This window comes from Limnohabitans sp. JirII-29, assembly GCF_003063395.1.
Classification (GTDB): Bacteria; Pseudomonadota; Gammaproteobacteria; order Burkholderiales; family Burkholderiaceae_C; genus Limnohabitans.
On record NZ_NESB01000007.1, the window covers coordinates 129925 to 156194 of the forward strand.

Genomic DNA, 26270 nt, shown 5'->3' on the forward strand with positions numbered 1-26270 from the left:
TTTACAAAGCTTACTTGGCGAGCCGTTGCAACTGGTCTTGCACCTTGGCCAAGGTGGCGGTGAAGTCGGCCACGCGTTTTTTCTCTTGCTCAATCACGGCAGGAGGGGCTTTGGCCACAAAGGCCTCGTTGCTGAGCTTGGCGTGGGCTTTGGTGATCTCGTTTTGCAAACGGTCAGCCTCTTTGCCCAAACGCACTTTTTCGGCGGCCACATCGATCTCGATGAACAAGCACAAGCGCAGTTCACCCACCACGGCCACTGGGGCGTCCTGTGCGGCGGAGCCCCAAGCAGCCTGGTCGTCAAACACCTTGACCTCGCTGAGTTTGGCCAGCGCTTGCAGCACGGGTGCAGCGGACTGCATGAAGGCCACATCCGCAGCGCTGCTCGCGAGTGCGAACAAGGGCATGCGGGTGGCGGGCGACACATTCATTTCACCGCGCAAATTACGACAGGCATCCACCAAAGACTTCAAGCGTGCCACATGCGCTTCGGCTTTTTCGTCGATGCGCTCGGGTTGGCTCACCGGGTAGGCGCTGATGCTCACCGACGCTTGGGCGGCATCCGCAGGCAAACGCCCGGCCACCAGTGCCACTTTTTGCCACAGCTCTTCGGTGATGAACGGGATGATGGGGTGGGCCAAACGCAAAATGGTTTCCAGCACCCGAATCAGGGTGCGGCGGGTGCCGCGTTGCTGGGCCTCGCTGCCCGTGTTGATTTGCACCTTGGCAATTTCCAGGTACCAGTCGCAGAACTCGTTCCAGACGAAGTCGTAGACGGTGTTGGCCACGTTGTCGAGGCGGTATTCGGCAAAGCCTTTGGCCACCTCGGCTTCGACGCGCTGGAGTTGCGACACGATCCAGCGGTCGGCTTGGCTAAACGACAGGTAGCCGTGGAACGGCCCTGCTGCAGTCGCGTTGCCTGCGGTGTCAACGCCAGGTGCGGCGCACTCCGCTTTGGTGTGCTCTTTCAGACCGCAGTCTTGGCCCTCGCAGTTCATCAACACAAACCGGGTGGCGTTCCACAGCTTGTTGCAGAAGTTGCGATAGCCCTCGCAGCGTTTGCTGTCAAAGTTGACGCTGCGGCCCAAACTGGCCAGTGCCGCAAAGGTGAAGCGCAGCGCATCGGCGCCGTAGGCGGGAATGCCTTCTGGAAATTCTTTTTCGGTTTGCTTGCGCACCTTGGGTGCGGTTTCGGGTTTGCGCAGGCCCTGGGTGCGTTTATCGAGCAAAGGCTCGAGCGAGATGCCGTCGATCAAGTCCACCGGGTCGAGCACGTTGCCTTCGGACTTGCTCATTTTTTTGCCTTGCGCATCGAGCACCAAGCCGTGGATGTAGACATGCTTGAACGGTACGCGCCCCGTGAAGTGGGTGGTCATCATGATCATGCGGGCGACCCAGAAGAAGATGATGTCGTAGCCGGTGACCAGCACGCTCGAGGGCAAGTACAAATCGTAGTCTGTGGGTTGACTTTGGCTGATGCCGTGGGCGTGGGGGGCGGAGGCAGGTGCAGCGACATTCTGAGCGGAGCGAAGAGGAGCAAAACTGTCTGCGCCGCCCGCGCTCGCGGCATCAGCCTGCCACCCCAGCGTAGAGAACGGCACCAAGGCGGATGAATACCAAGTGTCCAGTACGTCTTCGTCGCGCTTGAGCGTCTTACCAGGGGCCTGGGCTTGCGCTTCGGCTTCGTTGCGTGCCACGTAGACCTTGCCGTCTTCGTCGTACCAAGCCGGAATTTGATGGCCCCACCAGAGCTGGCGGCTGATGCACCAGTCCTGGATGTTGTTCATCCACTGGTTGTAGGTGTTGATCCAGTTCTCAGGCACAAACTTGACCTGACCCGACTGCACCGCGTCAATGGCTTTTTGGGTGATGCTCTTGCCGGTGGCGTCGCCCTTGCCCACTTGGTTCATGGCGACAAACCATTGGTCGGTCAGCATGGGTTCAATCACTTGGCCGGTGCGTGCGCAACGCGGCACCATGAGTTTGTGTTTCTTGACTTCCACCAAGTGACCTGCGGCTTCGAGGTCGGCCACCACAGCCTTGCGGGCTACAAAGCGGTCTAAGCCACGGTATTTTTCGGGGGCGTTGGTGTTGATTGTGGCGTTGAGGTGGAGCACGCAAATCATGTCGAGCTTGTGGCGCTGACCGACGGCGTAGTCGTTTTGATCGTGCGCCGGGGTGACTTTGACCACGCCCGTGCCAAATGCTTTGTCCACGTAGTCGTCGGCAATGACGGGGATGGTGCGGTCGCACAAAGGCAGTTTGACCTGCTTGCCGATCAGGGCTTGGTAGCGCTCATCTTCGGGGTGAACCATCACGGCCACGTCACCCAGCAATGTTTCGGGGCGGGTGGTGGCGACCACCAAGCCTTGCACGCTTTCGCCGTTGACGGTTTGTGGACCGTCGACCAAGTCGTAGCGGATGTGCCACAGCGAGCCGTCTTCTTCTGCGCTTTCGACTTCCAAGTCAGACACCGCGCTCATGAGTTCCGGGTCCCAATTAACCAGACGCTTGCCACGGTAGATCAGACCTTGTTGGTACAGCTTCACAAAGGTCTCGGTCACGGTTTTGGACAACTTGGGGTCCATGGTGAAGTACTCACGGCTCCAATCCACGCTGTCGCCCATGCGGCGCATTTGGCTGGTGATGGTGCTGCCCGATTGCTCTTTCCACTCCCACACTTTGGAGACAAAGTTTTTACGTGCTTCGGCGGGCGTGGGGCCCATGTCGTGGCGGCTGATGCCTTGGGCTTGTAACTGGCGCTCCACCACGATTTGGGTGGCAATGCCTGCGTGGTCGGTGCCTGGAATCCACGCTGTGTTGAAGCCCATCATGCGGTGGTAGCGCGTGAGGCTGTCCATGATGGTCTGGTTGAAGGCGTGGCCCATGTGCAAGGTGCCGGTCACATTGGGTGGTGGCAGCTGGATGGAAAAAGCGGGTGCACCTGCTTGTGGAGCCTGGGTGCCACGAAAACCGGCCACGCCGTAGCCACGTTTTTCCCACTCGGGGCCCCAATGGGCTTCCAGCGCAGCGGGCTCGAACGATTTGGACAGGCTCTCTAGGCCTGGTTGTGCGGCTTTGGGGGTGGGCGAATTGCTCATGGACACGGCTTTGGGAAATGAAAAACGGCAAGCCAAAAAGCTGCCGTTTGAGACTGGAAATAAGGTGATCACATTCTACCTAGCGGGGTTTAGGTCTGACGCTTCTTGTCGCAGGCGTCAAACACCGTTACGCTTTAGCGGTCTTTGACAGCAATGGTCAAAGCATTTGTTCAACCCTTAGGAGATATTCCCATGGCAGCACTCAAAGGCTCACGCACGGAGCAATGTTTGAAAGACGCCTTTGCCGGCGAATCTCAGGCCAACCGTCGCTACTTGTATTTCGCGAACAAAGCTGACGTTGAAGGTCAGAACGATGTGGCTGCGCTGTTTCGTTCCACCGCCGAAGGTGAAACAGGCCACGCCCATGGACACCTGGAGTTTTTGGAACAGTCGGGTGACCCCGCGACGGGCCTACCCATTGGTTCAACGCGTCAAAACCTGGCGTCTGCTGTGGCAGGCGAAACCCATGAGTACACCGACATGTACCCTGGTATGGCCAAGACCGCACGCGATGAAGGTTTTGATGAGGTCGCCGACTGGTTTGAAACCCTGGCCAAAGCAGAGCGCTCGCATGCCAACCGTTACCAAAAAGCCTTGAACGAACTGGTGGATTGATCTCATTGCCGCAATCGCTGTGTGCTTGATGAGAAGGAGACCCACATGGCCACCGAAGGCAATTTGCAAGCCCCCACCCGACATGCTCTTGATTGGCGCAATCCTGACTTTTATGACGAAGCGCAGTGCGTCCAGGAGTTGGAGCGCATCTTTGACATCTGTCACGGTTGTCGCCGCTGTGTGAGCCTGTGCGGCGCGTTTCCCACCTTGTTTGATTTGGTGGATGGCAGCGCGACGCTAGAAGTCGATGGCGTGGACAAAAAAGACTACTGGCGTGTGGTGGATCAGTGCTACATGTGCGATCTGTGCTACATGACCAAGTGCCCATACACCCCGCCGCACGCCTGGAACCTGGATTTCCCGCACACCATGTTGCGCGCCAAGGCCATCCAGTTCAAAAAGGGCGAGGTGGGCATGGCTGAGCAACTGCTTGCCTCGACCGATGTGCATGGTTCTTTGGCCGGCATTCCCATCGTGGTGCAGGCGGTCAATGCGATCAACCACAGCCAACTGGGCCGCAAAGTCTTGGAGTCGGTGGCTGGTGTGGACAAGAACGCTTGGTTGCCTTCGCTGGCCACGCGCAAGTTCCGCTCAAGCGTGGACGAGGCACAAAGCACACAGGTGGTGAACGGTGCCAAGACGCCGGGCAAGGTGGCTGTTTATGCCACCTGTTACATCAACTACAACGAGCCCGGTATTGGCCACGACTTGTTGAAAATCTTGGACCACAACGACATTCCGTACGTGTTGGTCGAGAAGGAAAAATGCTGTGGCATGCCCAAGCTTGAACTGGGTGATTTGGACGCCGTCCATGCGGCGAAAGAGGCCAATATTCCTGTGCTTGTTGAGTACGCGAAAGCGGGCTACGCCATCATGGCCGCTGTGCCCAGTTGTGCGCTGATGTTCAAGCAAGAGATTCCACTGATGTACCCCGAATGTGCCGATACCCAGTGGGTCAAGCAGCACATGTGGGATCCGTTTGAGTACTTCATGGCGCGTAAGCGCGACGGGTTGTTGAAAACAGATTTTGTGCAACCACTGGGCAAAGTGAGTTACCAAATTCCATGTCATGGGCGTGTGCAAAATATCGGTCGCAAGACCGAAGAAATGCTCAAGATGATTCCAGACACCGAGATCAACACTGTGGAGCGTTGCTCAGGCCATGCGGGTACGTACGGCGTGAAAAAAGCTTCGCACGCCTATTCGATGAAGATTGGCAAACCTGTCTTCAAAGCCATGGCCACCATGAAAGATGGCAGCCATCCCGACTACATCAGCTCCGACTGTCCCTTGGGCGGGCACCACATTGCCCAAGGTTTTGAGGTCAATGGTTTGGGGTCTCCAGAGTTGAACCATCCACTGACGCTGGTGCGCAAAGCTTACGGATTGACATGACGATGCAATTGACCGGATACATCACGCCAGAGAGCCTCATGTCCTTAGAGGCCTACACCAAGTGGCGCAAAGTTCACAAGCCAGAGGTCATCGCCCACCGCAGGCTGCGTAGCGTGCAGCTGGGTGAGCACCTCAATTTGCAATTTGAGAGCGAGACCACGATTCGCTACCAAATTCAAGAGATGTTGCGCATTGAAAAAGTGTTTGAAGAAGAGGGCATTGCGCAAGAGATTGAGGCGTATGCGCCTTTGCTTCCCAGTGGCTCCAACTGGAAAGGCACGTTGATGCTTGAATACACCGACATCCACGAGCGCAAGCGTGAGCTGGCCCGGCTGATCGGTATTGAAGACCGAATGTTTGTCGAGGTCGAGGGCTCCCCGCGTGTCTACGCCATTGCGGACGAAGACCTGGACCGCGAGAACGATGAAAAGACATCGGCAGTGCATTTCGTGCGCTTTGAGCTCACGCCTGCAATGCGCGCTGCGGTGAAGGCAGGCGCTGCGGTCAAACTGGGTTGTGACCACACCCACTACCCAGCACATACCCAGATTGCAGCGGACACTTTGGCGTCACTGGCGGGGGATTTGAAATAAGTCCCCGCGCAGCCATCGGTCGGTGCTGCGCCGCCATAATTCAGGCTTCCCTGTGAAGCCTTTCTTTTTTTGAGCTGTCCATGCTGTTCTTGCTGTCTCCTGCCAAAGCCCTTGACTACGACACCCCTGCGGGTGATGTGCCGCACACGCAGCCGTTGTTTGTCAAACAATCGGTGGCGTTGATCGATATCTTGAAAGACAAGTCACCCCAAGACATCGCCAGCTTGATGGACTTGAGCGATGCCTTGTCTGCGCTGAATGTGGCGCGCTATCAGGCTTGGTCGCCCAAGTTCACGGCTAAGAATTCCAAACAAGCCGTGTTGGCTTTCAATGGCGATGTGTACGAAGGCTTAGACGCCAAAACCTTGAGCGCCAAAGACTTGGCGTGGGCCCAGGACCATGTGGCGATTCTGAGTGGCTTGTATGGCGTGTTGCGCCCGCTCGACTGGATGCAGCCTTACCGCTTGGAAATGGGCACGTCCTTAGCCAATGACCAAGGCAACAACCTGTACAAATTTTGGGGCACGCAGATTGCCGACTACCTCAACACCCGCTTGGGTGATGCACGCGAACCCATCGTGGTGAATTTGGCCTCGCAGGAGTATTTCAAATCGGTGGACCGCAAGGCCCTGAAGGCACGCGTGATCGACTGTGTGTTTGAAGATTACAAAGGTGGCAAATACAAAATCATCAGCTTTTTGGCCAAACGTGCACGTGGCTTGATGACCCGTTATGCCGTCACGCATCAAGTGAAAACACCCAAAGGCTTGCAAGGTTTCAACCTGGAAGGCTATGCCTATGATGCCGCCGTGTCTGAGCCTGACCGTTTGGTGTTTCGTCGCAAGCTGAGTTGAATGTGAGATGAGTGCCGAACACCCCATGAGCAATACCCCCGAACAATCGCAGCTGGGCAAAGCCTCGGCCTATGTGGACCAGTACGACCCGTCCTTGCTGTTTCCCATCCCTCGTCAAACCAAACGCGAAGAAATTGGCATTGCAGGCCAGCCCCCTTTTTTTGGCGCTGACCTGTGGACCGCTTACGAGTTGAGTTGGCTCAATTCACGCGGCAAGCCGCAGGTGGCGCTGGCGCGCATCACGGTGCCCGCCGAATCAACCCACATCATCGAGAGCAAGTCGTTCAAGCTCTACCTCAACAGCTTCAACAACACCCGCTTGGGCGACACGCACGAGTTGCTGGCCCGCCTGCGCCATGACCTGAGCGCGGCCATTTGGCAAGGCGGCCCCATGCTGGCGGGGGTGGGTGTGCAACTGGTGTTGCCAGAGCAGTTTGACCACGAACCTGTGCATGAACTCGATGGCCTGAGCTTGGACCGACTTGATTTGGAATGCACCCACTACCAACCGGCACCTGAGCTCTTGCGGGCCAACTTTGACGAAGCCCCGGTGACCGAGACCTTGACCAGCAACCTGCTCAAGAGCAACTGCCTGGTGACAGGCCAGCCCGATTGGGGCAGTGTGCGCATCTGCTACAGCGGGCCGCAAATTGAGCAAGGCGGGTTGCTGGCCTACATCGTGAGTTTCAGAAACCACAACGAATTTCACGAGCAATGCGTGGAGCGCATCTTCATGGACATTTGGCGTCGCTGCCAACCTCTGCGCCTGGAGGTGTATGCGCGTTACACCCGCCGTGGTGGCCTAGACATCAACCCCTGGCGCACCAGCCACCCTCAGTCGCCTCCGGCGAATGTGCGCACCGCGCGGCAGTAGCGAACTAAAACAAATCCGCCTGAGTCTCCGCCTCATAGGGGCTGGCTGTTTCTTGCGCGCTGAGGCCTTGCCAGTCTTCGCGTTTCATCAACGAGCCCACACGCACGCCCAGCAAGCGCAGGCGGCGCGATAAATCCACCCGTTTCAAACACTGGCCCGCCGCTTGACGAATCGCGTCGGCTTGGTCGATGTACGTGGCCAAGGTGTGGTCGCGGGTGACGCTTTGAAAGTTGTCGTAGCGCAGCTTGATGCCAATGGTTTTGCCCACATAGCCTTTGCGCGCTAGGTCGTCGGCCACTTGCGCGCACAAGCGGGTGAAGATGGCACTCAGCGCTTCGCGGTCGCGCACGGCGTGCAGGTCATGCTCGAAGGTGGTTTCGCGGCTGATGCTGACCGGTTCGCTCTCGGTCTCGACCGGGCGGTCATCTTCGCCGTGAGACGCGTCGTGCAACCACGCGCCGTAGCTTTTGCCAAAGTGCTCGACCAGCCACTGGCGTTCGCGTTGCGCCAAGTCACCAATGGTGTGAATGCCGTGTGTGGCCAGTTTGGCTTCGGCCTTGGGGCCGATGCCGTTGACCTTGCGACAGGGCAGGGGCCAGATCATGGCTTGCAAGTCGCTGTCGTACACGATGGAAATGCCGTTGGGTTTGTTGAACTCGCTGGCCATTTTGGCCAGCAGTTTGTTGGGGGCCACACCCACGGAACAGGTCAAACCGGTGGCATCGAAGATGCTTTTTTGAATCAGCCTCGCCAGTACACGACCGCCTTCGCGTTGACCGCCGGGCACGTCGCTGAAGTCGATGTAGACCTCGTCCACGCCGCGGTTTTCCATCACGGGTGCGATGTCGGTGATGAGGGCTTTGAAGGTGCGCGAGTAGTGGCGGTATTGGTCAAAGTCCACCGGCAGCAAGATGGCATCAGGACACAACTTGGCGGCTTTCATCACGCCCATGGCCGAGCCCACGCCAAATTGCCGTGCCGCGTAGGTGGCGGTGGTGATGACGCCGCGCCCGGTGTAGCCCGCGATGCGCGGAAAGAAGTCGACTGGGATGTCGGCCAAACGGTCCTCGGACCATTCTTGGTCGGGGTAGGCTTCGCGCAAGCGCCCGAGCAAGTCGTCCTCACGGCGGCGACCGCCGCCGATGACCACCGGCAAGCCTTTGAGCTGTGGGTAGCGCAGCAACTCGACCGAGGCGTAAAACGCGTCCATGTCGAGGTGGGCGATGCGGCGCAAGGGTGAGTAGTCGGGGGCGGGAGAGGTCACAGGCCCCCAAGCATAATCGCTGCCATTTCTAACCCCCGAGGAGTCTCAGATGCCCACCATCCGTATTGATTTGTTCGAAGGCCGAACCTTGGAACAAAAGCGCGAACTGGCCAAAGCCATCACCGAAGTGACCTGCAAAGTGTTAGGCGGTCAGCCCGATGGCGTGGACATTTTGTTTTACGACATCAAGCGCCAAGACTGGGCCACGGGTGGCGAGTTGTGGAGCGAGAAGGCCAAGTCCTGATTGGCGTGTTCAGGCGGTGGGGAAGGTGCCTGGCAGCAAGATGCTTTGGTTCACGTTTTGGATGTTGGTGTGACCACAAAATGCCATGGTCACATCCAGTTCTTTGTGAATGATTTGCAGCGCTTTGCTGACGCCTTCTTCACCCATGGCGCCCAAGCCATAGACCATGGCCCGGCCAATCAGCGTGCCGCGAGCCCCCAAGGCCCAGGCCTTGAGCACGTCTTGGCCCGAGCGGATGCCGCCGTCCATCCACACCTCAATGTCTGAGCCCACGGCTGCCACGATGGCCGGCAAGGCTTCGATGCTTGACTGCGCACCATCCAACTGACGACCGCCGTGGTTGCTGACCACGATGGCATCGGCACCACTTTGCACGGCCAGCTTGGCGTCTTCCACGTCTTGGATGCCTTTGAGAATGAGCTTGCCGCCCCATTGCTGTTTGACCCAGGCCACATCGGCCCATGACAAGCGGGGGTCAAACTGTTCGTTGGTCCAGGCGGCCAGCGAGTTCATGTCGCTCACGCCTTTGACGTGTCCCACCAAGTTGCCAAAGGTGTGACGGCGTGTGCCCGCCATGCCCAGACACCAGCGGGGCTTGGTCATCAGGTTCAAGATGTTGGCGAGGGTGGGGCGGGGTGGCGCAGTGAGGCCGTTTTTGAGGTCTTTGTGGCGCTGACCAATCACTTGCAGGTCCAGTGTGAGCACCAAAGCGCTACAGCCGGCTTTGCGCACGCGCTCAATCATGTTGGCCATGGCTTCGCGGTCGCGCATCATGTAGAGCTGAAACATGAAAGGTGTGCTGGTGTGTTCTGCAATGTCTTCGATGGAGCAAATGCTCATGGTCGACAAAATAAAAGGAATGCCAAATTTCTCGGCAGCCCGTGCGGCCTTGATTTCGCCATCGGCGCTTTGCATGCCAGTCAGGCCGACGGGTGCGATGGCCACGGGCATTTTGGTGGGGACGCCCACCATCTGGGTGGCGGTGCTGCGGTTTTCCATGTTCACTGCCACGCGCTGGCGTAGTTTGATCTTTTGGAAGTCGCTTTCGTTGGCACGGTAGGTGCCTTCGGTCCAACTGCCGGAATCGGCATAGTCGTAAAACATGCGCGGCACACGCTTTTCAGCCAAAACGCGCAGGTCTTCGATGTTGGTGATCACGGGCATGGAGGTCTCCGAATTCTTAAAACCAGGATCCTAGCTGTCACACGCCGTTGGACTTGTGATGCATGAGACAGTGGCGTTGAAATTTTTTAACACCACTGGCACGTCTTGCAGACAGGCGTGCTTGAGGTTTGTAAATTTAACAGAAACTATAAAATTACTTTATTTTTGGTATATTTTTAATAAGATATTTATTTATAATAAATTTGCAAATAGTTAAATTTTCAATATGGAAGAAAACGAATTTAAAAAAAGCTTCCAAATGATTCTTGATGTTGCGACAGAGCGTGGCTACGTCACACGAGACGCATTGCGAGAAATGTTTGGGTTGACGGCCATCGAGTCAAGTCACGTGATTCGACATGTGATGCAAAAACATCCTGAAATTTTCAAGTGGGATGGCGCATCGTCGTCACATCGCGCAGATTTGGCTGATGTGCGGAAAAAACACAAACCTTAAATGCTTTGTAGCGTGACTTGATCCACCAGGCGATGGATCTCACTCGCCTGGCTGAGTGCAGTTCCAGGCGATAGCAACGCAGCGGCACCTGCAGCCATGCCATAGCGCATGGCAAGAGGCAGTTCCAGGCCTCGACTCAAACCCCACACCATGGCTGCCACAAAGCTGTCGCCAGCACCAATGGTGGTTTGTACGTTCACACTCAAACTTTGTGCACGCCAAGCGTGTGTGGCGGTGATGAGCATGGCACCTTGATCGCCCAAAGACAAAGCGACCACTTTAGTTTGATGGTTTTGGATGAGCTGTTGTGCTGCCGATTTCCACGAGGCTTCATCAGGCAAGTGCTGGCCAGTCAGATCGCGCAGTTCGCGCAAACTGGGTTTGAATAAATACACACCTTCGTGCAATGCGGCATTTAGGGCGGGACCTGTGGTGTCTAACACCACGCGCAGTCCTTGGGCGTTCGCGAGCTGGGTCAAGCGGGCATAAAAGTCGGTGGGTACATCTGGTGCCAAGCCACCGCTCAACACCAAAAACTGCTTGGGCAGGTGAGCCGCGACAAAGTCAAAGCAAGTTTGGCACTCAAGCGCGGTCATCGTCGGTCCTGGCAGGACAAAACGAAAGTCTTGGCCACTGCTGAGCTCGTGGACAGAAAAACTTTCGCGTGTTTCTTGTGCGATGGGCACGATGTGACAGCGTACCTGTTCAGCACGCATGAGTTGGTGGTGTCGCTCCCCGGTGACACCACCTGCTGGATACACCGCCAAACACGAGGCACCCAAGCGATGCAGTACCCGTGCCACATTGACACCACCGCCGCCTGGATGCTTGAGTGTGGGACCACAGCGCATCTTGTGGGTGCTTTCCACTTTGTCATAAGTGGTCAGTACATCCAAAGCCGGATTCATGGTGAGCGTGAGGATGTCTGTCATGGCCGCACGCGCTGTTGGTGACGTTGCCACAGAGCATGCGTCAGGTAGCCGACGATGAGCACATTCACCAGCACCACGGACAAGTTCAGCACAGACGGTTCGTGAATGAGATGAATCAGCTCAAAAGGAATATAGACACCGCCTGATAACGCGCCCAAGTATTCGCCCCATGCCTTGCCAAGCCACAAGCCTGCGGCTTCTAGAAAACGCAGTGCAATGTAGGCCAAACCCAACGCCACCAACATGTGAACATCGGCGTTGGGCAGTAATTCGGCGTAGTGCAACAGCAGCGACGGATAGTGTGCTTCGGGGTCTAGGCCAAAGCGACCAATCAGTGCCATTACCACTGCGCGGACGTCCTGGTGCAGCAAGTCAAGTACGCCAATCAAACCTGCCGATGCGGCCAAGCCTTTGGTTGCCTCAAAAAAAGCAATGGCGTGGAGGGCACTGCGTTGACGGGTTTCTTGTGTCATGGCTTTCACTCGGCGGGTGTTGAAGGTGGCCGGAGGTGACACATGATGCGCGTCTCAGCTCAGTCGGGCGTGGTGCCTTGCAATCTGCGCCCTCACTTGCACAGGGGCTGTTCCGCCAAGGGTGTTGCGTGCGTTGAGGGAGCCGTGCAAGCTCAAGCAGTCGTACACGTCCTTTTCGATAGAGGGGTGAAAGCTTTGCAGCACATTGAGCGGCAACTCTGACAAGTCACAGTTGTGGCTGGTGGCAGCTTTGACGGCGTGAGCCACGGTTTCGTGGGCGTCCCGGAAGGGCAGCCCTTTTTTCACCAAATAATCGGCCAAGTCGGTGGCGGTGGCGTAGCCTTTTTTGGCTGCGGCTTCCATGGCTTGGGGGTTGACGGTGATGCCGCCTTCTTTCTGTCCGGTGGCCGGGTTGACTTGCCCGCCGACCATTTCGCTGAAGATGCGCAAGGTGTCTTTGAGGGTGTCCACCGTGTCAAACAAAGGCTCTTTGTCTTCTTGGTTGTCTTTGTTGTAGGCCAGGGGCTGGCCTTTCATCAAGGTGATCAAGCCCATCAAGTGACCGACCACACGCCCGGTTTTGCCGCGGGCGAGTTCGGGCACATCGGGGTTTTTCTTTTGCGGCATGATGGAGCTGCCCGTGGTGAAGCGGTCGGCAATTTTGATGAAGCCAAAGTTTTGGCTCATCCACAAAATGAGCTCTTCACTCAGACGGCTGATGTGCACCATGCACAGCGCCGCGGCAGCAGTGAATTCGATGGCAAAGTCACGGTCGCTCACGCCGTCCAGGCTGTTTTGTGACACTTGAGCCTCGCCATTGGCGTCCACCATGCCCAGGGTGCGGGCTACGCGTTCACGGTCAAGCGGGTAGGTGGTGCCAGCCAGTGCAGCAGAGCCCAGCGGCAAGCGGTTGGTGCGGCGGCGCACGTCGACAAAACGTTCGGCATCACGCGCAAACATTTCCACATAGGCCAGCAAATGATGGGCAAAGCTCACCGGTTGGGCCACTTGCAAGTGGGTAAAGCCGGGCATGATGACCTCGACGTTTTTCTCGGCCACGGAGACCAGTGACTTTTGCAGCTCGTTGAGCAAGTCAATGATCAGGTCGGTTTCGCCGCGCAGCCACAGACGCACATCGGTGGCCACTTGGTCGTTGCGGCTGCGCCCGGTGTGCAGGCGCTTGCCCGCATCGCCCACCAGTTGGGTCAGGCGTGCCTCGATGTTGAGGTGCACGTCTTCCAGATCGAGCTTCCATTCGAACTGACCGGTTTCAATGTCAGTCCAGATTTGTGCCATGCCGCGCTGAATATCCGCCAAGTCTTGCGCAGCGATGATGCCTTGATGGGCCAGCATCTCAGCATGTGCCAAGCTGCCCGTGATGTCGGCTTGCCACAAGCGTTTGTCAAAGAACACACTGGCGGTGTAGCGCTTGACCAACTCGCTCATGGGTTCAGAAAACAGCGCCGACCAGGCCTGGGACTTTGTATCGAGTTGGTTTTTGGAGGACATAGGATGCTGATTTTATCGGTGCCACGATAAGGGCTTTGGCAGGGTCACCTCCTAGGGGGGGGCTGCTACCATTTGCCTAGTTGTCACCCTCAGAGAGGTTTAGCTGTGTCCAACGTGTCATTTTCCGAAACGTCCCTCACCATCGCCACCCGTGAAAGCCGCCTGGCCATGTGGCAAGCCCACCATGTCAAGGCCTTGTTAGAGGAGCTAGGGCACAGCGTGAGCTTGTTGGGGATGACCACGCAAGGCGATCAAATCTTGGACCGCTCGTTGAGCAAAGTCGGCGGCAAAGGCCTGTTTGTCAAGGAGCTGGAGGTGGCACTTGAAGAGGGGCGTGCCAACTTAGCGGTGCATTCGCTCAAAGATGTGCCGATGGATTTGCCCGCTGGTTTCGATTTGGCGTGTGTGATGACCCGCGAAGACCCGCGTGATGCCTGGGTGTCATCGCGCTATGCGCGCCTGCAAGATTTACCCGAAGGGGCGGTGGTGGGGACGTCTAGTTTGCGCCGCACCGTGTTGTTGCGTGCTTTGCGCCCTGATTTGAAGATTGAACCCTTGCGCGGCAACTTGGATACACGCCTGCGCAAGCTGGACGAAGGCCTGTATGACGGCATTGTGCTGGCTGCTGCAGGCTTGAAACGCCTAGGCCTTGAGGCGCGCATTCGCCATATTTTTGATACGACAGAGATGCTGCCCGCCGCAGGTCAAGGCGCTTTGGGGATTGAGGTGCGCAGTGCCAACCCCGAAGTCGCTCAAGCGTTGGCGCCGCTGGCCGATGTCACCACTTGGTTGGCTGTGACGGCTGAGCGCGCTGTGAGCCGCACCATGGGGGGCAGTTGTTCCATGCCCTTGGCTGCCCACGCCACATGGCGTGAGGGTGTGCTGCATCTGCAAGCGGCTTGGGGGGACCCGATGGGGGCGCCTGTCTTGTTGCGTGCTGAAGGCGCGCAGCCTCTTGATAGTGCTGACCCCCATGCGCAGGACTTGGCGCGACAGTTGGGTGAAACGGTTGCCGCTCAGTTACAGGCGCTTGGCGCCGCGTGAGCCGACAGGTAGACCGCGCCATGCGTGTGTGGATCACTCGCCCAGCCAACGATGCCCCTGTATGGGTTAATGCGTTGCGCGATGCGGGTCATGAACCTCGCCTGCTGCCGTTGATTGAAATCGCGCCAGTGGCCGATGTGGCGGCGATTGACTTGGCTTGGTCCCAGTGGTCGCAATGGCAGGCAGTGATGTTTGTCAGTGCCCCTGCGGTGCGTTTCTTTTTTGCGCGTCAACCGGACGACGTGCAGTGGGGAGCACTCGGCACACGCTGCTGGGCCACCGGCCCAGGCACACGCAATGCCTTGCTCAAAGCAGGTGTACCGCCCGCGCTGATCGACAGTCCTGCCGAGGACGCTGGACAGTTCGACTCTGAAGCCCTTTGGAAGCAGGTGCATGCTGGGGTGATTCCTGGTCAGCCGGGACTGATCGTGCGCGGCAGCGATGCCAGCGGTCTGACGTCTGATGTGAACCATGAGGGCGTTGGCCGTGATTGGCTGGCGCAACAGCTCAGAGCCGCCCATGTGCCTGTGCATTTTGTGGTGGCCTACCAACGCCAAGCGCCGGTTTGGACGCTTGCGCAACGTATGGAGGCGACGCAAGCTGCAAGTGATGGCAGTGTGTGGTGTTTGAGCAGTTCACAGGCGGTGGCCTATTTGAAACATGGATTGCCTGGTCAAGACTGGACTCGGGCACGCTGCATCGTCACCCACGAACGTATTGCGCAGGTGGCACAGGCCTTGGGTTTTGGTGAGGTGCATGTGGCTCGGCCAGTGTTGGCGGATGTCTTGGCCTCATTAGAATCGTTGGCATGAAGCCTGAGCATGTCGAAACACCCCTAAGCCCTGCCACTCCCAACGCTGCCCATGAGGTTGACCAGGCTTTGCCTGTTGTGGCGTCATTGACCTCAGCCTGGTGGACGCGCAGCGTTGCTGTGCTCGCATGCGTCGGCGCTGTGGGCGTGGGGGCCATGTGGTTCAAGTTGTCGGGCATTCAAGAACAGTTGGCACGTCAAAGTGCGGACACGGGTAGCCAAGCGGTGGAGGCGCGTTTGAGCGCCAAACAGGCCGAAGAGTTGGCACGCGAGACGGCGGCGCGCTTGGCCGTCACGGACGCCAAGCTCAGCGAGGTCTCTCTGCAACGCAGTCAGTTGGAAGAGCTGATGCAAAGTCTGTCGCGCTCGCGCGATGAAAATTTGGTGGTGGACATTGAGTCTGCGATTCGCTTGGCGCAGCAACAGTCGCAACTCACCGGCAGTGTGCAACCTTTGCTAGCGGCCCTCAAATCGGCCGAACAGCGTTTGACCAAGGTGGCGCAACCTCGGTTGGCGCCAGTGCTGCGCGCTGTCGCACGCGACATTGAACGCATCAAGGCCACGGCAGTGACCGATACCCCCAGCTTGTTGATCAAACTCGATGAGCTCGTCAACGCGGTGGACAACTTACCCTTGCTCAATGCGGTGGGGGGGGCTGCGATGGACAAGCCGGCCCCCGTCAAACCTGAGAGCACTTGGGCCAGCGCGATCAGCGCGAGCTGGTGGGAGCACACCTTGGCGGGGGTGTGGGACGATGTGCGGGGTTTGATTCGGGTCAGCCGCGTGGATCGGCCCGAAGCCAGTTTGTTGGCTCCTGACCAAAGTTACTTTGTGCGAGAGAACCTCAAGCTGCGCATTTTGAACGTGCGCTTAGGTTTGCTAGCGCGTCATTTTGAGGTGGTCCGTTCGGATTTGAATTTGGTCATCCGCGATTTGACTCAGTATTTTGATACCCTAAACCGCCAAGGCCAAACCACCTTGGCATTGGCTCGCGAAGTTTTGGCCCAAGCCAAGCAAACCGAGTTGCCCAGGGTTGACGACACTTTGGCGGCGCTCACCACGGCTACAGCGGGGCGTTGACATGAGAGCGGCACTCTGGTTGGTGGCTTTGTTTGGTGTGGCTGTGGCCTCGGCTTTGTTGGCCGGCAGCAACCAGAGCACGGTGACCGTGTTTTGGGCACCTTATCGGGTGGATGTCTCGTTGAATCTGGCTTTGGCCGTACTGACGCTGCTGTTTGTCACGGTGCATGTGGCACTGCGTGCTTTGTCCGCTTTGTTTGAGTTGCCGCATCAGGCACGTCGCTGGCGTTTGCAGCAAAAAGAACGTGCCATGCATGCCGCTTTGCTGGATGCATTGACGCAGTGGATGACGGGGCGTTATCTGCGTGCTGTCAAATCGGCTCAGCAGGTGTTGCAACTGGAGGCGTTGTTGGCCGACACCCGCACCCGTGATGACCCTGCACCACGTCATGCCCAGCAACTGCGCGCCTTGGCGCATTTGATTGCCGCCGAGAGCGCCCAAGTCTTGCGCGATCGCGATGACCGAGACAGCCATTTTCAATCGGTGCTCCAACTGGCCGAGCAGCATCCCAGCGAAGCCATGACCGAGGCTGTGGACGCGGCCAAATTAGGCGCAGCCCGCTGGTCGCTGAGTGACCGCGATGCGACCCAAGCGTTGCGCTGGTTAGACAGCCTGCCACATGGCACGGCACGTCGCACCTTGAGTTTGCGCATGCGACTCAAAGCGACGCGCCTGAATCGCCAACATACGTTGGCATTGGACACCGCGCGCTTATTGACCAAGCATGGGGCTTTTTCTGCCACGGCGGCCAATAGCTTGGTACGCGAGTTGGCCGTGGCTAGTTTGAATGATGCACACGACAGCGCCCAGTTACAGCGGGCATGGGACGCTTTGGAGCCCAGTGAACAAGCGTTGCCCGAGGTTGTGTTGCATGCGGCACAACGCATGTTGCGCTTGAGTGGACAGGCCGAGTCCGTGATGCCTTGGTTGACGCCGTTGTGGAATCGCATGGTCCAGCAGGCAGACAGTTGCACGCCTGTGATTCGTCAACGTTTGGTGCAGTTGTTGGCACAAGCCTTGGCCATGTTGCCAGCCGATGCCGAATGGTTGGCCAGCATTGATCGTGCGCGTCAGGTCTATCCACGTTGGGTTGAATTGCAGTATTTGGCCGGTATGGTGTGCTGGCAGCACACGCTGTGGGGCAAGGCTCAGCAGATGCTGGAACTGGCGGCACCTCAGCTCACTGATGCCGAGTTGCAGCGCCAAGCTTGGCGCACATTGGCCCAATTGGCCGAGCACAAAGAAGAAACGGCGCGTGCCCAGATGTACTGGAAACGCGCCGCTGAAGTGGCAGCCGCTTAATTCAGCGGCTTGAGACAAAGGCCTTACAGGTCTTTGCGAGTTTCCACCAACACCAGAGGACCTTCATCCAACACCAAAGGGGCTGGACGCTCACGTGGGATGTGGACGGGCTTGGGTTCTGCGGCAATCGCGGCTTGAACTGCTGCGACGCGTTCAGCATCGGAGTTGACCCACTGCAAACCGCTTTGCTGCGCAATGGCTTCCAGGTCAGACAGCACCAGTGTGAACGGTTGCACGGGCGGCATACCACGGTGTACAGGGGCAGATGCGGACACCACGTTAGCTACAGCCGCGGGGGCGGCTGGTGCCCGGGCCGTTGGCTGGGATGCACGTGGTGCGTTTTGCTGCTGTGCGAACTCGCGAGGAGCTTGCTCCGCCTCGATGGCCTGGCCTTCAGGCGCTTGACCTTCTTCACGCGGTGCGCGTTCGCCACGTTCACGACGGTCACGACCGTAGCGGTCACGTGAGCGGCGTTGGCGTTCGCCACCGTTGTCTTCGGCGGGAGCTTGCGCTGCAGGCGCAAGTTGCGCGTCTTGCTCAGTCAAAGGCAGTGTGTTTTGCACATCGCTTGGCTCATCTTGACGGGCAGGACGCTCACCACGTCGATTCTCGCCACGGGGGCTTCGTTCGCGGCGACCTTCGCTACGAGGTGCTTCGCCGTTGCCATTGGGTTCGCTGGTGCGTTCTTCACGGGCCATGCGCTCATTGCGCGCTTTGGCACGCATTTCGGCTTGAGCTTCAGGGCTGACCTCTGCGCCAGCTTGTGCCTCCGCCGGACGGTTGTTTTGACCCTCAGCGGTTTGACGGGGGCCTCGGTTGCGGTCTTGACGTGGACCACGGCCTTCACCGCGTTCTGCGCGCTCGCCGTTGCGTTCTTGGCGTTCGCCTCCTCGCTCTGTGCGGTTCTCCGTGCGTTCACCGTTGCGGTCTTGGCGCTCACCTGTTCTAGTCTCGCCGCGCTCTGTGCGTTCGCCACGGCCTTCGCCGCGTTCTGCACGGTCACCGCCTCGGCCACCACGTCCGCCTCGACCGCGACCTTCGCCACGGCCCTCTGAGCGACCCTCTCCGCGACCTTCTCCGCGTGGGCCACGGCCTTCGCGTCGTTCGTCTTTTTTCTCACCTGGCTTTTTCTCGACAGGGGTTGTGGCCGGTGTCGCATCACCGCCACCGAACAAGCCTTTGAGCCAGCCAAAGAAGCCTTTTTCAGCTTGAGGGGCTGGTTGGGGTTTGGCTTTGGGTGCGGCTGTTGCAGCAGCCGCTTTGGGTGCTACAGGTGCTTTGGGCTCCACCACGGGTGCGGGTGCATCCGGCAACACGCCTTTGATGACAGGCGTTTGTTTGTTGGTGGGCTCTTGTGAGCGACGGGTCACGGCGGTGGGGTCTTCCACCATTTCAACCATTTTGTAACTTGGTTCGATGCGGTCTAAGCGCGGATCGTCGTGCTTGAGGCGCTCCAACTTGTAGTTGGGCGTTTCCAGCGACTTGTTGGGCACCAACAGCACGTTGAGGCGCTGTTGCAATTCGATCTTGGCGATCTCGGTGCGCTTCTCGTTGAGCAAGAACGAAGCCACTTCCACCGGCACCTGAGCGTACACAGCGGCTGTGTTGTCCTTCATGGACTCTTCTTGGATGATGCGCAAGATTTGCAGTGCCGAGCTTTCAGTGTCACGTACATGGCCTGAGCCGCCGCAACGTGGGCAAGGAATAGACGCACCTTCCGACAGCGCTGGGCGCAGGCGTTGGCGGCTCATTTCCATCAAGCCGAATTTGCTGATGGTGCCAAATTGCACACGGGCGCGGTCTTGACGCAGCGCATCGCGCAAGCGATTTTCCACGTCACGGCGGTTGCGCGATTCATCCATGTCGATGAAGTCGATCACGATCAGGCCGCCCAAGTCGCGCAAGCGCATCTGGCGGGCCACTTCGTCGGCGGCTTCTAGGTTGGTGCGGGTGGCAGTTTCTTCGATGTCACCACCTTTGATGGCACGTGCGGAGTTGACGTCCACCGAGACCAAGGCTTCGGTGTGGTCAATCACAATCGCGCCGCCAGAGGGCAGGTTGACGGTGCGCGCATAAGCAGATTCGATTTGGTGTTCGATCTGGAAGCGGCTGAACAATGGGGTGTCGTCGCTGTAGCGTTTCACGCGGGCGGCATGCTCGGGCATGACGTGTGCCATGAACTGCTGCGCTTGGTCATAGATGTCATCGGTGTCGATCAGGATGTCACCGATGTCGTTGTTGAAGTAGTCGCGAATTGCGCGAATCACCAAGCTCGATTCCTGATAAATCAGGAAAGCGCCTTTGGTTTTGCTGGCGCCATCGATGGCCGTCCACAACTTGAGCAGGTAGTTCAAGTCCCACTGAAGTTCAGGGGCGGTGCGGCCAATGCCTGCGGTGCGGGCAATGATGGACATCCCGTTGGGATATTCCAACTGGTCCATGGCTTCTTTGAGTTCAGCCCGGTCATCGCCCTCGATGCGACGGCTGACGCCACCACCACGTGGATTGTTGGGCATGAGCACCACATAGCGACCCGCCAAGGACACGAACGTGGTGAGGGCAGCGCCCTTGTTGCCGCGCTCTTCTTTTTCAACCTGTACCAGCAGCTCTTGGCCTTCGCGGATCACGTCCTGGATACGCGCTTGGCTGACTGAGACGCCTTGGGCGAAGTACTGTTTGGAGATTTCTTTGAATGGCAGAAAGCCGTGGCGGTCTTCGCCGTAATCCACAAAGCAGGCTTCGAGCGAAGGCTCGACGCGCGTCACGATGGCTTTGTAAATATTGCCTTTGCGTTGTTCGCGGCCTTCAATTTCGATTTCGTAGTCGAGCAGTTTTTGTCCATCGACGATGGCCAGGCGGCGCTCTTCCGACTGGGTTGCATTGATCAGCATCCGTTTCATGATGCATTCCTTCACGTTGTCAAATCATCACAGGCCCATGACGGGCCAACGATGCCGGAACGAACGTCAGAAAACGAAGGGAATTGCCGCTGAAACCGCTGCTATTCGCGCTTTAGCGCGGGCGACGGTGTGTGGGCGCGTGGATGGGGGCGAGTCGTGTGCCGGGCTGTGCGTGCGCCATGTGTATGGCTGTTGCACGTGGAGCAGGGCGTGACCTGGGGTTGGTGGCAATGTGGGCAAAGCTGCGCATTTGCAAAGGCCAAAGCCATTGCGCACAGAGTTCCAACATCATCATTACCAAAACCATGGGGTTTGCTTCTCGCTGTGATCCGTTGTTGAAGCCTTTCTGAGCTTCAGCAACTTGGGGTATTCCGTTTCAGTGTTTTCTGAGCATCGGCTCATCTCTTGGGGTGCGGGCCATCCAGTCTCTTGGGTACTGGGTCTGCATCGCAGGCACAAAAGGGGCATCGACCTCACCGCGTTTGTTGGTCCGTGCTCTAATCTCAGTTAAATCAAGCACTTAGAACAAAACGCTGGTGAAGAACATTATAGAGGCAGCCACTGCTGCCAACGCCCCCTCGGTGAAAACCCTCGCTGTTGACGAAGACTCGGCAGGTCAGCGCCTGGACAACTTTTTACTGCGTCACCTCAAGGGTGTCCCCAAAACGCACGTTTACCGGATCATTCGTTCGGGTGAAGTGCGAGTGAACAAAGGCCGTGCCACGGCGGACCAGCGGGTGGTCGCGGGCGATTTGATTCGCGTACCCCCTGTGCGTATTTCGGCTCAAGTGGCCGCCAAGGCTGACAGTCCGGCGCCGGCACGCGAGTTCCCGGTGTTGATGGAGGACGAATCTTTGATCGCCATCGACAAGCCGGCCGGTGTGGCCGTGCACGGCGGCAGTGGGGTGAGTTTTGGTGTGATTGAGCAGTTGCGTCGAGCAAGGCCGGCCAGCTTGAATTTGGAATTGGTGCACCGGCTGGACCGCGAAACCTCGGGGGTGCTGCTGGTGGCCAAAAAGCGCAGCGCACTCAAACACTTGCAGGACCAATTTCGTGATCGCGAGACGGGTAAGACGTATTTGGCGTTGGTGCTTGGGCTGTGGCCTTCTAATAAAAAAGTCATTGATTCACCGCTGCACAAATACATTGTGGAAAAAGGGGATGGCGAGGGAGAGCGTCGCGTCAAGGTGGTGGGCAAGGATGACCCGAACGGCATGCGCTCCATCACGTTGGTGCGCGTGGCACGCACGGTGGGCCCTTACAGCTTGTTGGAAGTGACCATCAAGACCGGACGCACCCACCAAATTCGCGTGCACTTGGCCAGTCAAGGTCACCCGATTGCAGGTGACGACAAATACGGTGACTTTGAGCAAAACAAACAGCTGCAAAAGCTAGGGCTAAAACGCATGTTTTTACATGCCTGGCAACTCAAGTTCCAGCATCCGCAAAGCGGGCGCCCGATTACCTTGCAAGCCCCCTTGCCGGCTGAGTTACAAAATTTTGTCGATTCGATTCAGCCGCCGATTCAATCCAAAACCCAAGACCATTGAGGCCATGACCTTGCGACCCCGCCAGTTTGATTTGATTGCCTTCGATTGGGATGGCACGTTGTTTGACTCCACCCAAATCATCACGCGGTGTATCCAATTGGCCGTGGTCGATGTGGGTGGGGCAAAACCAAGCGACGAGGCCGCGTCTTATGTGATTGGCATGGCCTTGATGCCAGCACTGGCCCATGCCGCGCCTGATGTGCCTGAGGCAAAGTACCCCTTGCTCAACGAGCGTTACCGCCATCATTACGTGCAACACAAAGATGACATTGCGTTATTTGACGGCGTCTTACCCATGTTAGATGCGTTGCGTGCACGGCACCACTGGTTGACGGTGGCCACGGGTAAAAGCCGCCGAGGCTTGAATGAGGCTTTGCATTCCTCTGAGTTGAAAGGCGTCTTTGATGGGTCGCGTACTGCGGATGAAACAGCGGGCAAGCCGCACCCTCGCATGCTGCATGAGTTGATGCGTGAGTTCGGTGTTGAGCCGGAACGGACTTTGATGATTGGGGACACCACCCATGATTTGCAGATGGCGCTCAACGCAGGCTGTGCCAGTGTGGGCGTGAGTTACGGCGCCCATGCGCACGATCAGTTTGAGCCTTTGAAGCCGCGCTATGTGGCACATTCGGTGGGGGCTTTGCACGATTGGTTGTTGACCCATGCCTGAGTCGCACATTCCAGTACAACTGGCGCTTTGTCAAAGCGCTGATTTGGTCGAAGGGGGACTCGCCGTACCCTTCGATGTGGTGTATGCCGGGCAAACGTGCCGTGCTTTTGCCGTCCGTTTTCAAGGGCGTGCCCATGCTTACCTCAACCGTTGCAGTCATGTGGCGATGGAGATGGACTTTCAACCCAACCGTTTGTTTGACGATACAGGCCAATGGTTGTTGTGTGCAACACACGGTGCTGCGTATGCTCCCGACACGGGTGAATGCGCTGGCGGCCCGTGTCGAGGTGGTTTGGTAAAAATTGACCTCACGGAAATGGACGGTGTGGTGCACTGGCATACTGCCTACAACCTGAAGCCTTTTGAATTTTTGTTTTGATTTTTTGATTTATTTTTCGCAAAGAAACCGTCATGTCTGACCCCTATTTGTCTGATGCCAATCCCGATCTATCCGAACCTAAGGTGACGTGGGAGCGCGATGCGTTGGAGCGTTTGGCCTTTGCTACCTTGGCAGAGCAACGTGCTACGCGCCGCTGGCGTATCTTTTTTCGGTTTGCCTGGCTGTTGTTGGCGGTGGCCTTGTTTTGGACGGGTCTGCACAAAGGTGGCATGGGAGGCACGAACCCCAGCCAGCCGCATACAGCGGTGGTGGAGATCAAGGGTGAAATTGCCGATGGCGCAGATGCGAGTGCAGAGTGGATCGTGACCGCGCTGCGCACTGCCTTTGAAGACGAGGGTTCGCAAGCTGTGGTGTTGTTGGTGAATTCTCCAGGAGGGAGTCCCGTTCAAGCGGGCATCATCAATGACGAAATCCGTCGTTTGAAGAAAAAACACAACAAGCCCGTGTATGCCGTGGTGGAAGAGTCGTGTGCCTCAGCCGCTTATTACATCGCGGTGGCAGCGGATGAAATTTATGTCGACAAGGCCAGCATTGTGGGCAGCATTGGCGTCCTGATGGATGGCTTTGGCTTCACCGGTTTGATGGACAAACTGGGCGTCGAGCGTCGCTTGATGACAGCCGGTGAGAACAAAGGATTTTTGGACCCCTTCAGCCCCCAAACCAAACCTCAGCGCGCCCACGCCCAAACGCTGTTGGATCAAATTCACCAGCAGTTCATTCAGGTGGTGCGCGAAGGCCGTGGTAAGCGTTTGAAGGAAACCCCCGAGTTGTTCAGCGGATTGTTTTGGAGTGGCCAACAAGCGGTTGACTTAGGTTTGGCCGACGGCTTGGGTAACTTGGACTTTGTGGCCCGTGAGATTGTCAAAGCCGAAGACATCATCGACTACACCCGTCACGACAACGTGGCCGAGCGTTTGGCCAAGCGATTTGGCGCGGCGATTGGCGAGGGTGCGGTGCATGCGCTGCAACGTCAGCAGCCCTTGCGCTGAAGCGGTGCTGACTGCATGACAAAGGCTCCTGAGGGAGCCTTTGTCATTTGCCGATGGCAAACACTGTGGGTTGGTTCGAGACACCTACAGGCTGGTTGCGCCAGGCTTGCACGCTGCGGGAGCTCACATCCATGCTGGCCAGCGTCAAGCCACTGGCGCGTGCCAGGCGTGTGCTGCTTTGCAGGCCCCGCAGCAATGCGTCCCAGAGGGCTTGGTTGCGGTAAGGGGTCTCGATGAAGAGTTGGGTTTGGCCTGTTTTGAGGGCCAGGGTTTCCAGCTCGCGCAGGCGTTGGGTGCGTGCGCTCCCGTCTTGAGGCAGATAACCGACAAAAGCAAAGTTTTGTCCGTTCAGTCCGCTCGCTGCCAGTGCCAGCAACAGTGACACAGGCCCCACCAAAGGTACGACACGCAGCCCCAATTCATGGGCGGCACGTACGACCGATGAGCCCGGATCGGCCACAGCAGGCATGCCTGCTTCGCTGACCAGTGCCATGTCGTGTCCAGCCAAAGCCGCTTTCAACAAAGGCTTGGCATCGAACTGCCCCGCATGATCGCCCTTTTTGTGGACTTCACGCGGCAGCTCGGTGATGCTGACTTGCTGGACAGGCAGAGCCAGCGGCAGCAAACCGTCGACACGTTTCAAAAAAGCACGGGTACTTTTCGCGTTTTCTGTGATCCAGTGAGCTACACGGCTTGCCACAAGCAATGTTTCTTGTGGCAAAACGTCAGTGATGGGGGACTGGATATCGCAGCCAAAGTCCAGGGGGGTGGGCACCAGGTACAAGGTGCCAAGGTTTGCTTGGGGGGTCATAGCAGTTGTATGCCCGCAGCACGCAGCATGCGGCAGGTTCGAATCAGTGGCAATCCAACCAAGGCCGTTGGATCGTCGTTGTGAATGGCGTCGAGCAAGCTGATTCCCAGTCCTTCACTTTTGGCGCTGCCTGCGCAGTCATAAGGCTGCTCTGCCAGCAAATAAGCCTCTATTTCTGCATCGCTCAAGTCTCGAAATTTCACCTCAACTGATGCCAGCTCACACTGCTCAAAGCCTGTGGACAGGCATACCACGGCCACGGCCGTTTGAAAGACCACGGTTTGACCACGCATGCGTTGCAACTGTTGTGTTGCGCGCTGGTGAGTTCCAGGTTTACCGAGTGGTTCACCTGCCAAATCGGCGACTTGGTCTGAGCCGATCACGACCGCTTCGGGGTGCAGCGTTGCCACGGCCTGCGCTTTGGCCAAAGCCAAACGACATGCCAACGCTTGAGGGGCTTCGTGGGGTAATGGCGTTTCATCGACATGAGGTGAGACCACTTCAAAAGGAAGTTGTAAACGGCTCAGCAGTTCGTGCCGATAGCGAGAGGTAGAACCCAGAATCAAGGGGCGAGATAAGGTAGACATGGTGCAATTCTCTTACACTGCCCGAATGGAAAATCAATCGAATGCGCCACATATTGACGTCAAAGCTTTTGCCAAAGCACAGACACATTTGACCGGGCAGACACCGCTTAGCCAATTTGAGCGTTTGTCCCAGGACTGTGTGGGGGATGTTCGGGGTGAGGTTGTGTGGTCGGTGCAGGGATCCATGCAGCCCGCTTCTGCGGGTACTGAATCAGTTTGGTTGCATGTGAGTGCGACAGCGTCCGTTCCTCTGATCTGTCAGCGTTGCTTGGGTAAGGTCGACCTTGCTTTGAACATTGACCAAGATTTTCGATTCGTGGCAGACGAGGCCACCGCCTTGGCTGAAGACGATGAGTCTGACGAGGATTTGCTGGTGCTCAGTCGAGACTTTGATGTACTGGCTTTGATTGAGGACGAGCTCTTGATGGCGATGCCGATTGTGCCGATGCATCAGACCTGTGAAAGTGAGCATGCGCCAACTTCTGATGCGTCTGCTGCCGATGTTTTGGAAGAAAAACCGCACCCCTTTGCGGCTTTGCGTGGATTGAAAATACGCAAAAACTAAGAAATCAGCGACTTGGTCTATAATCGTGGGCTTCGTGTCACACTGGCTTAGGTTGGTTTGTGGCCCAATGATCAACCCACTTTTAC

General features: G+C 57.5%; 26 protein-coding genes. 16 read left to right on the forward strand and 10 right to left on the reverse strand.

Annotated elements, in window-relative coordinates:
• Nucleotides 1-10: 10 nt before the first annotated feature.
• Entirely contained in the window at nt 11-3100 is a 3090-nt protein-coding gene (locus B9Z39_RS12395; RefSeq protein ID WP_108301926.1) for a valine--tRNA ligase, read from the reverse strand.
• Nucleotides 3101-3292: 192 nt separating this feature from the next.
• Here B9Z39_RS12395 and B9Z39_RS12400 point away from each other — a divergent pair, with 192 nt between their 5' ends.
• From B9Z39_RS12400 to queF, 5 genes are all read left to right on the forward strand, one after another.
• Complete coding sequence (locus tag B9Z39_RS12400; RefSeq protein ID WP_100146426.1) at nt 3293-3715, forward strand: rubrerythrin family protein; 423 nt, start codon at nt 3293-3295, stop codon at nt 3713-3715.
• Nucleotides 3716-3760: 45 nt separating this feature from the next.
• Nucleotides 3761-5110, forward strand: coding sequence for a (Fe-S)-binding protein (locus B9Z39_RS12405; RefSeq protein ID WP_108301927.1), 1350 nt, complete (start codon nt 3761-3763; stop codon nt 5108-5110).
• A gap of 2 nt (nt 5111-5112) precedes the next feature.
• On the forward strand, nt 5113-5703 hold the full coding sequence (locus B9Z39_RS12410; protein WP_108301928.1) for a DUF3501 family protein: 591 nt from the start codon (nt 5113-5115) through the stop codon (nt 5701-5703).
• A gap of 80 nt (nt 5704-5783) precedes the next feature.
• Nucleotides 5784-6557 carry a peroxide stress protein YaaA gene (yaaA, locus tag B9Z39_RS12415; protein ID WP_100146429.1) on the forward strand — a complete coding sequence of 258 codons (774 nt, stop codon included), beginning with the start codon at nt 5784-5786 and terminating at the stop codon, nt 6555-6557.
• Nucleotides 6558-6582: 25 nt separating this feature from the next.
• A complete protein-coding gene (queF, locus tag B9Z39_RS12420) occupies nt 6583-7431 on the forward strand; it encodes an NADPH-dependent 7-cyano-7-deazaguanine reductase QueF (protein WP_108301974.1) in 849 nt (282 codons plus the stop codon).
• 4 nt (nt 7432-7435) lie between these two features.
• Here queF and dinB read toward each other — a convergent pair whose 3' ends face one another.
• Nucleotides 7436-8641 carry a DNA polymerase IV gene (dinB, locus tag B9Z39_RS12425; protein ID WP_108301929.1) on the reverse strand — a complete coding sequence of 402 codons (1206 nt, stop codon included), beginning with the start codon at nt 8639-8641 and terminating at the stop codon, nt 7436-7438.
• 103 nt (nt 8642-8744) lie between these two features.
• Between dinB and B9Z39_RS12430 the strand changes: the two genes are divergently transcribed.
• The gene (locus B9Z39_RS12430) at nt 8745-8939 is read left to right on the forward strand and encodes a 4-oxalocrotonate tautomerase (RefSeq protein WP_108301930.1); all 195 of its coding nucleotides are present in this window, start codon (nt 8745-8747) and stop codon (nt 8937-8939) included.
• A 9-nt stretch (nt 8940-8948) separates the two neighbouring features.
• Here B9Z39_RS12430 and B9Z39_RS12435 read toward each other — a convergent pair whose 3' ends face one another.
• The gene (locus B9Z39_RS12435) at nt 8949-10103 is read right to left on the reverse strand and encodes an alpha-hydroxy acid oxidase (RefSeq protein ID WP_100146431.1); all 1155 of its coding nucleotides are present in this window, start codon (nt 10101-10103) and stop codon (nt 8949-8951) included.
• A 226-nt stretch (nt 10104-10329) separates the two neighbouring features.
• On the opposite strand from B9Z39_RS12435, the gene B9Z39_RS12440 reads away from it, so the two are divergent.
• Nucleotides 10330-10560 carry a hypothetical protein gene (locus B9Z39_RS12440; protein WP_100146432.1) on the forward strand — a complete coding sequence of 77 codons (231 nt, stop codon included), beginning with the start codon at nt 10330-10332 and terminating at the stop codon, nt 10558-10560.
• Here the strand turns inward: B9Z39_RS12440 and B9Z39_RS12445 are convergent.
• The 3 genes from B9Z39_RS12445 to argH are packed head-to-tail and all read right to left on the reverse strand — an operon-like array spanning nt 10557 to nt 13474.
• Complete coding sequence (locus B9Z39_RS12445) at nt 10557-11492, reverse strand: 1-phosphofructokinase family hexose kinase (RefSeq protein ID WP_100146433.1); 936 nt, start codon at nt 11490-11492, stop codon at nt 10557-10559. The two genes, B9Z39_RS12440 and B9Z39_RS12445, sit on opposite strands and share 4 nt — an antisense overlap.
• Nucleotides 11489-11965 carry a DUF2127 domain-containing protein gene (locus B9Z39_RS12450; protein ID WP_100146434.1) on the reverse strand — a complete coding sequence of 159 codons (477 nt, stop codon included), beginning with the start codon at nt 11963-11965 and terminating at the stop codon, nt 11489-11491. Before B9Z39_RS12450 ends, B9Z39_RS12445 begins: the two co-directional genes overlap by 4 nt.
• A 54-nt stretch (nt 11966-12019) precedes the next feature.
• Nucleotides 12020-13474: an argininosuccinate lyase gene (argH, locus tag B9Z39_RS12455; RefSeq protein WP_108301931.1), complete on the reverse strand. Its 1455-nt coding sequence runs from the start codon at nt 13472-13474 to the stop codon at nt 12020-12022.
• 168 nt (nt 13475-13642) lie between these two features.
• Here argH and hemC point away from each other — a divergent pair, with 168 nt between their 5' ends.
• From hemC to B9Z39_RS12475, 4 genes are read left to right on the forward strand one after another with little or no spacing between them, the layout of a single operon-like run.
• Nucleotides 13643-14518: a hydroxymethylbilane synthase gene (gene hemC, locus B9Z39_RS12460; protein WP_233249003.1), complete on the forward strand. Its 876-nt coding sequence runs from the start codon at nt 13643-13645 to the stop codon at nt 14516-14518.
• A complete protein-coding gene (locus B9Z39_RS12465; RefSeq protein ID WP_233248997.1) occupies nt 14515-15330 on the forward strand; it encodes a uroporphyrinogen-III synthase in 816 nt (271 codons plus the stop codon). The genes hemC and B9Z39_RS12465 overlap by 4 nt, the downstream gene beginning before the upstream one ends.
• On the forward strand, nt 15327-16409 hold the full coding sequence (locus tag B9Z39_RS12470; RefSeq protein WP_108301933.1) for a uroporphyrinogen-III C-methyltransferase: 1083 nt from the start codon (nt 15327-15329) through the stop codon (nt 16407-16409). Before B9Z39_RS12465 ends, B9Z39_RS12470 begins: the two co-directional genes overlap by 4 nt.
• A gap of 1 nt (nt 16410) precedes the next feature.
• Nucleotides 16411-17712: a heme biosynthesis HemY N-terminal domain-containing protein gene (locus tag B9Z39_RS12475; protein ID WP_100146438.1), complete on the forward strand. Its 1302-nt coding sequence runs from the start codon at nt 16411-16413 to the stop codon at nt 17710-17712.
• A gap of 23 nt (nt 17713-17735) precedes the next feature.
• Here the strand turns inward: B9Z39_RS12475 and B9Z39_RS12480 are convergent, their stop codons facing one another.
• Nucleotides 17736-20612 carry an Rne/Rng family ribonuclease gene (locus B9Z39_RS12480; protein WP_108301934.1) on the reverse strand — a complete coding sequence of 959 codons (2877 nt, stop codon included), beginning with the start codon at nt 20610-20612 and terminating at the stop codon, nt 17736-17738.
• Between the two features lie 112 nt (nt 20613-20724).
• Nucleotides 20725-20919, reverse strand: a complete 195-nt coding sequence (locus B9Z39_RS12485) for a hypothetical protein (RefSeq protein ID WP_146183331.1) — start codon at nt 20917-20919, stop codon at nt 20725-20727.
• Nucleotides 20920-21148: 229 nt separating this feature from the next.
• On the opposite strand from B9Z39_RS12485, the gene B9Z39_RS12490 reads away from it, so the two are divergent.
• From B9Z39_RS12490 to B9Z39_RS12505, 4 genes are read left to right on the forward strand one after another with little or no spacing between them, the layout of a single operon-like run.
• Nucleotides 21149-22162, forward strand: a complete 1014-nt coding sequence (locus B9Z39_RS12490) for an RluA family pseudouridine synthase (RefSeq protein ID WP_199221214.1) — start codon at nt 21149-21151, stop codon at nt 22160-22162.
• 4 nt (nt 22163-22166) lie between these two features.
• Nucleotides 22167-22832 carry an HAD family hydrolase gene (locus B9Z39_RS12495; protein ID WP_108301937.1) on the forward strand — a complete coding sequence of 222 codons (666 nt, stop codon included), beginning with the start codon at nt 22167-22169 and terminating at the stop codon, nt 22830-22832.
• Nucleotides 22825-23211 (forward strand): Rieske 2Fe-2S domain-containing protein, encoded by a 387-nt coding sequence (locus B9Z39_RS12500; protein WP_108301938.1) that lies wholly within the window; start codon nt 22825-22827, stop codon nt 23209-23211. Before B9Z39_RS12495 ends, B9Z39_RS12500 begins: the two co-directional genes overlap by 8 nt.
• A 32-nt stretch (nt 23212-23243) precedes the next feature.
• The gene (locus B9Z39_RS12505) at nt 23244-24221 is read left to right on the forward strand and encodes a S49 family peptidase (protein ID WP_108301939.1); all 978 of its coding nucleotides are present in this window, start codon (nt 23244-23246) and stop codon (nt 24219-24221) included.
• A gap of 43 nt (nt 24222-24264) precedes the next feature.
• Here the strand turns inward: B9Z39_RS12505 and B9Z39_RS12510 are convergent, their stop codons facing one another.
• Both B9Z39_RS12510 and B9Z39_RS12515 read right to left on the reverse strand, forming a co-directional pair.
• Entirely contained in the window at nt 24265-25032 is a 768-nt protein-coding gene (locus B9Z39_RS12510) for an SAM-dependent methyltransferase (protein WP_108301940.1), read from the reverse strand.
• Nucleotides 25029-25619 carry a Maf family nucleotide pyrophosphatase gene (locus tag B9Z39_RS12515; RefSeq protein WP_108301941.1) on the reverse strand — a complete coding sequence of 197 codons (591 nt, stop codon included), beginning with the start codon at nt 25617-25619 and terminating at the stop codon, nt 25029-25031. Before B9Z39_RS12515 ends, B9Z39_RS12510 begins: the two co-directional genes overlap by 4 nt.
• On the opposite strand from B9Z39_RS12515, the gene B9Z39_RS12520 reads away from it, so the two are divergent.
• Nucleotides 25618-26184, forward strand: coding sequence for a DUF177 domain-containing protein (locus B9Z39_RS12520; RefSeq protein ID WP_233248998.1), 567 nt, complete (start codon nt 25618-25620; stop codon nt 26182-26184). The genes B9Z39_RS12515 and B9Z39_RS12520 overlap by 2 nt on opposite strands.
• The last annotated feature ends 86 nt before the right edge of the window (nt 26185-26270 follow it).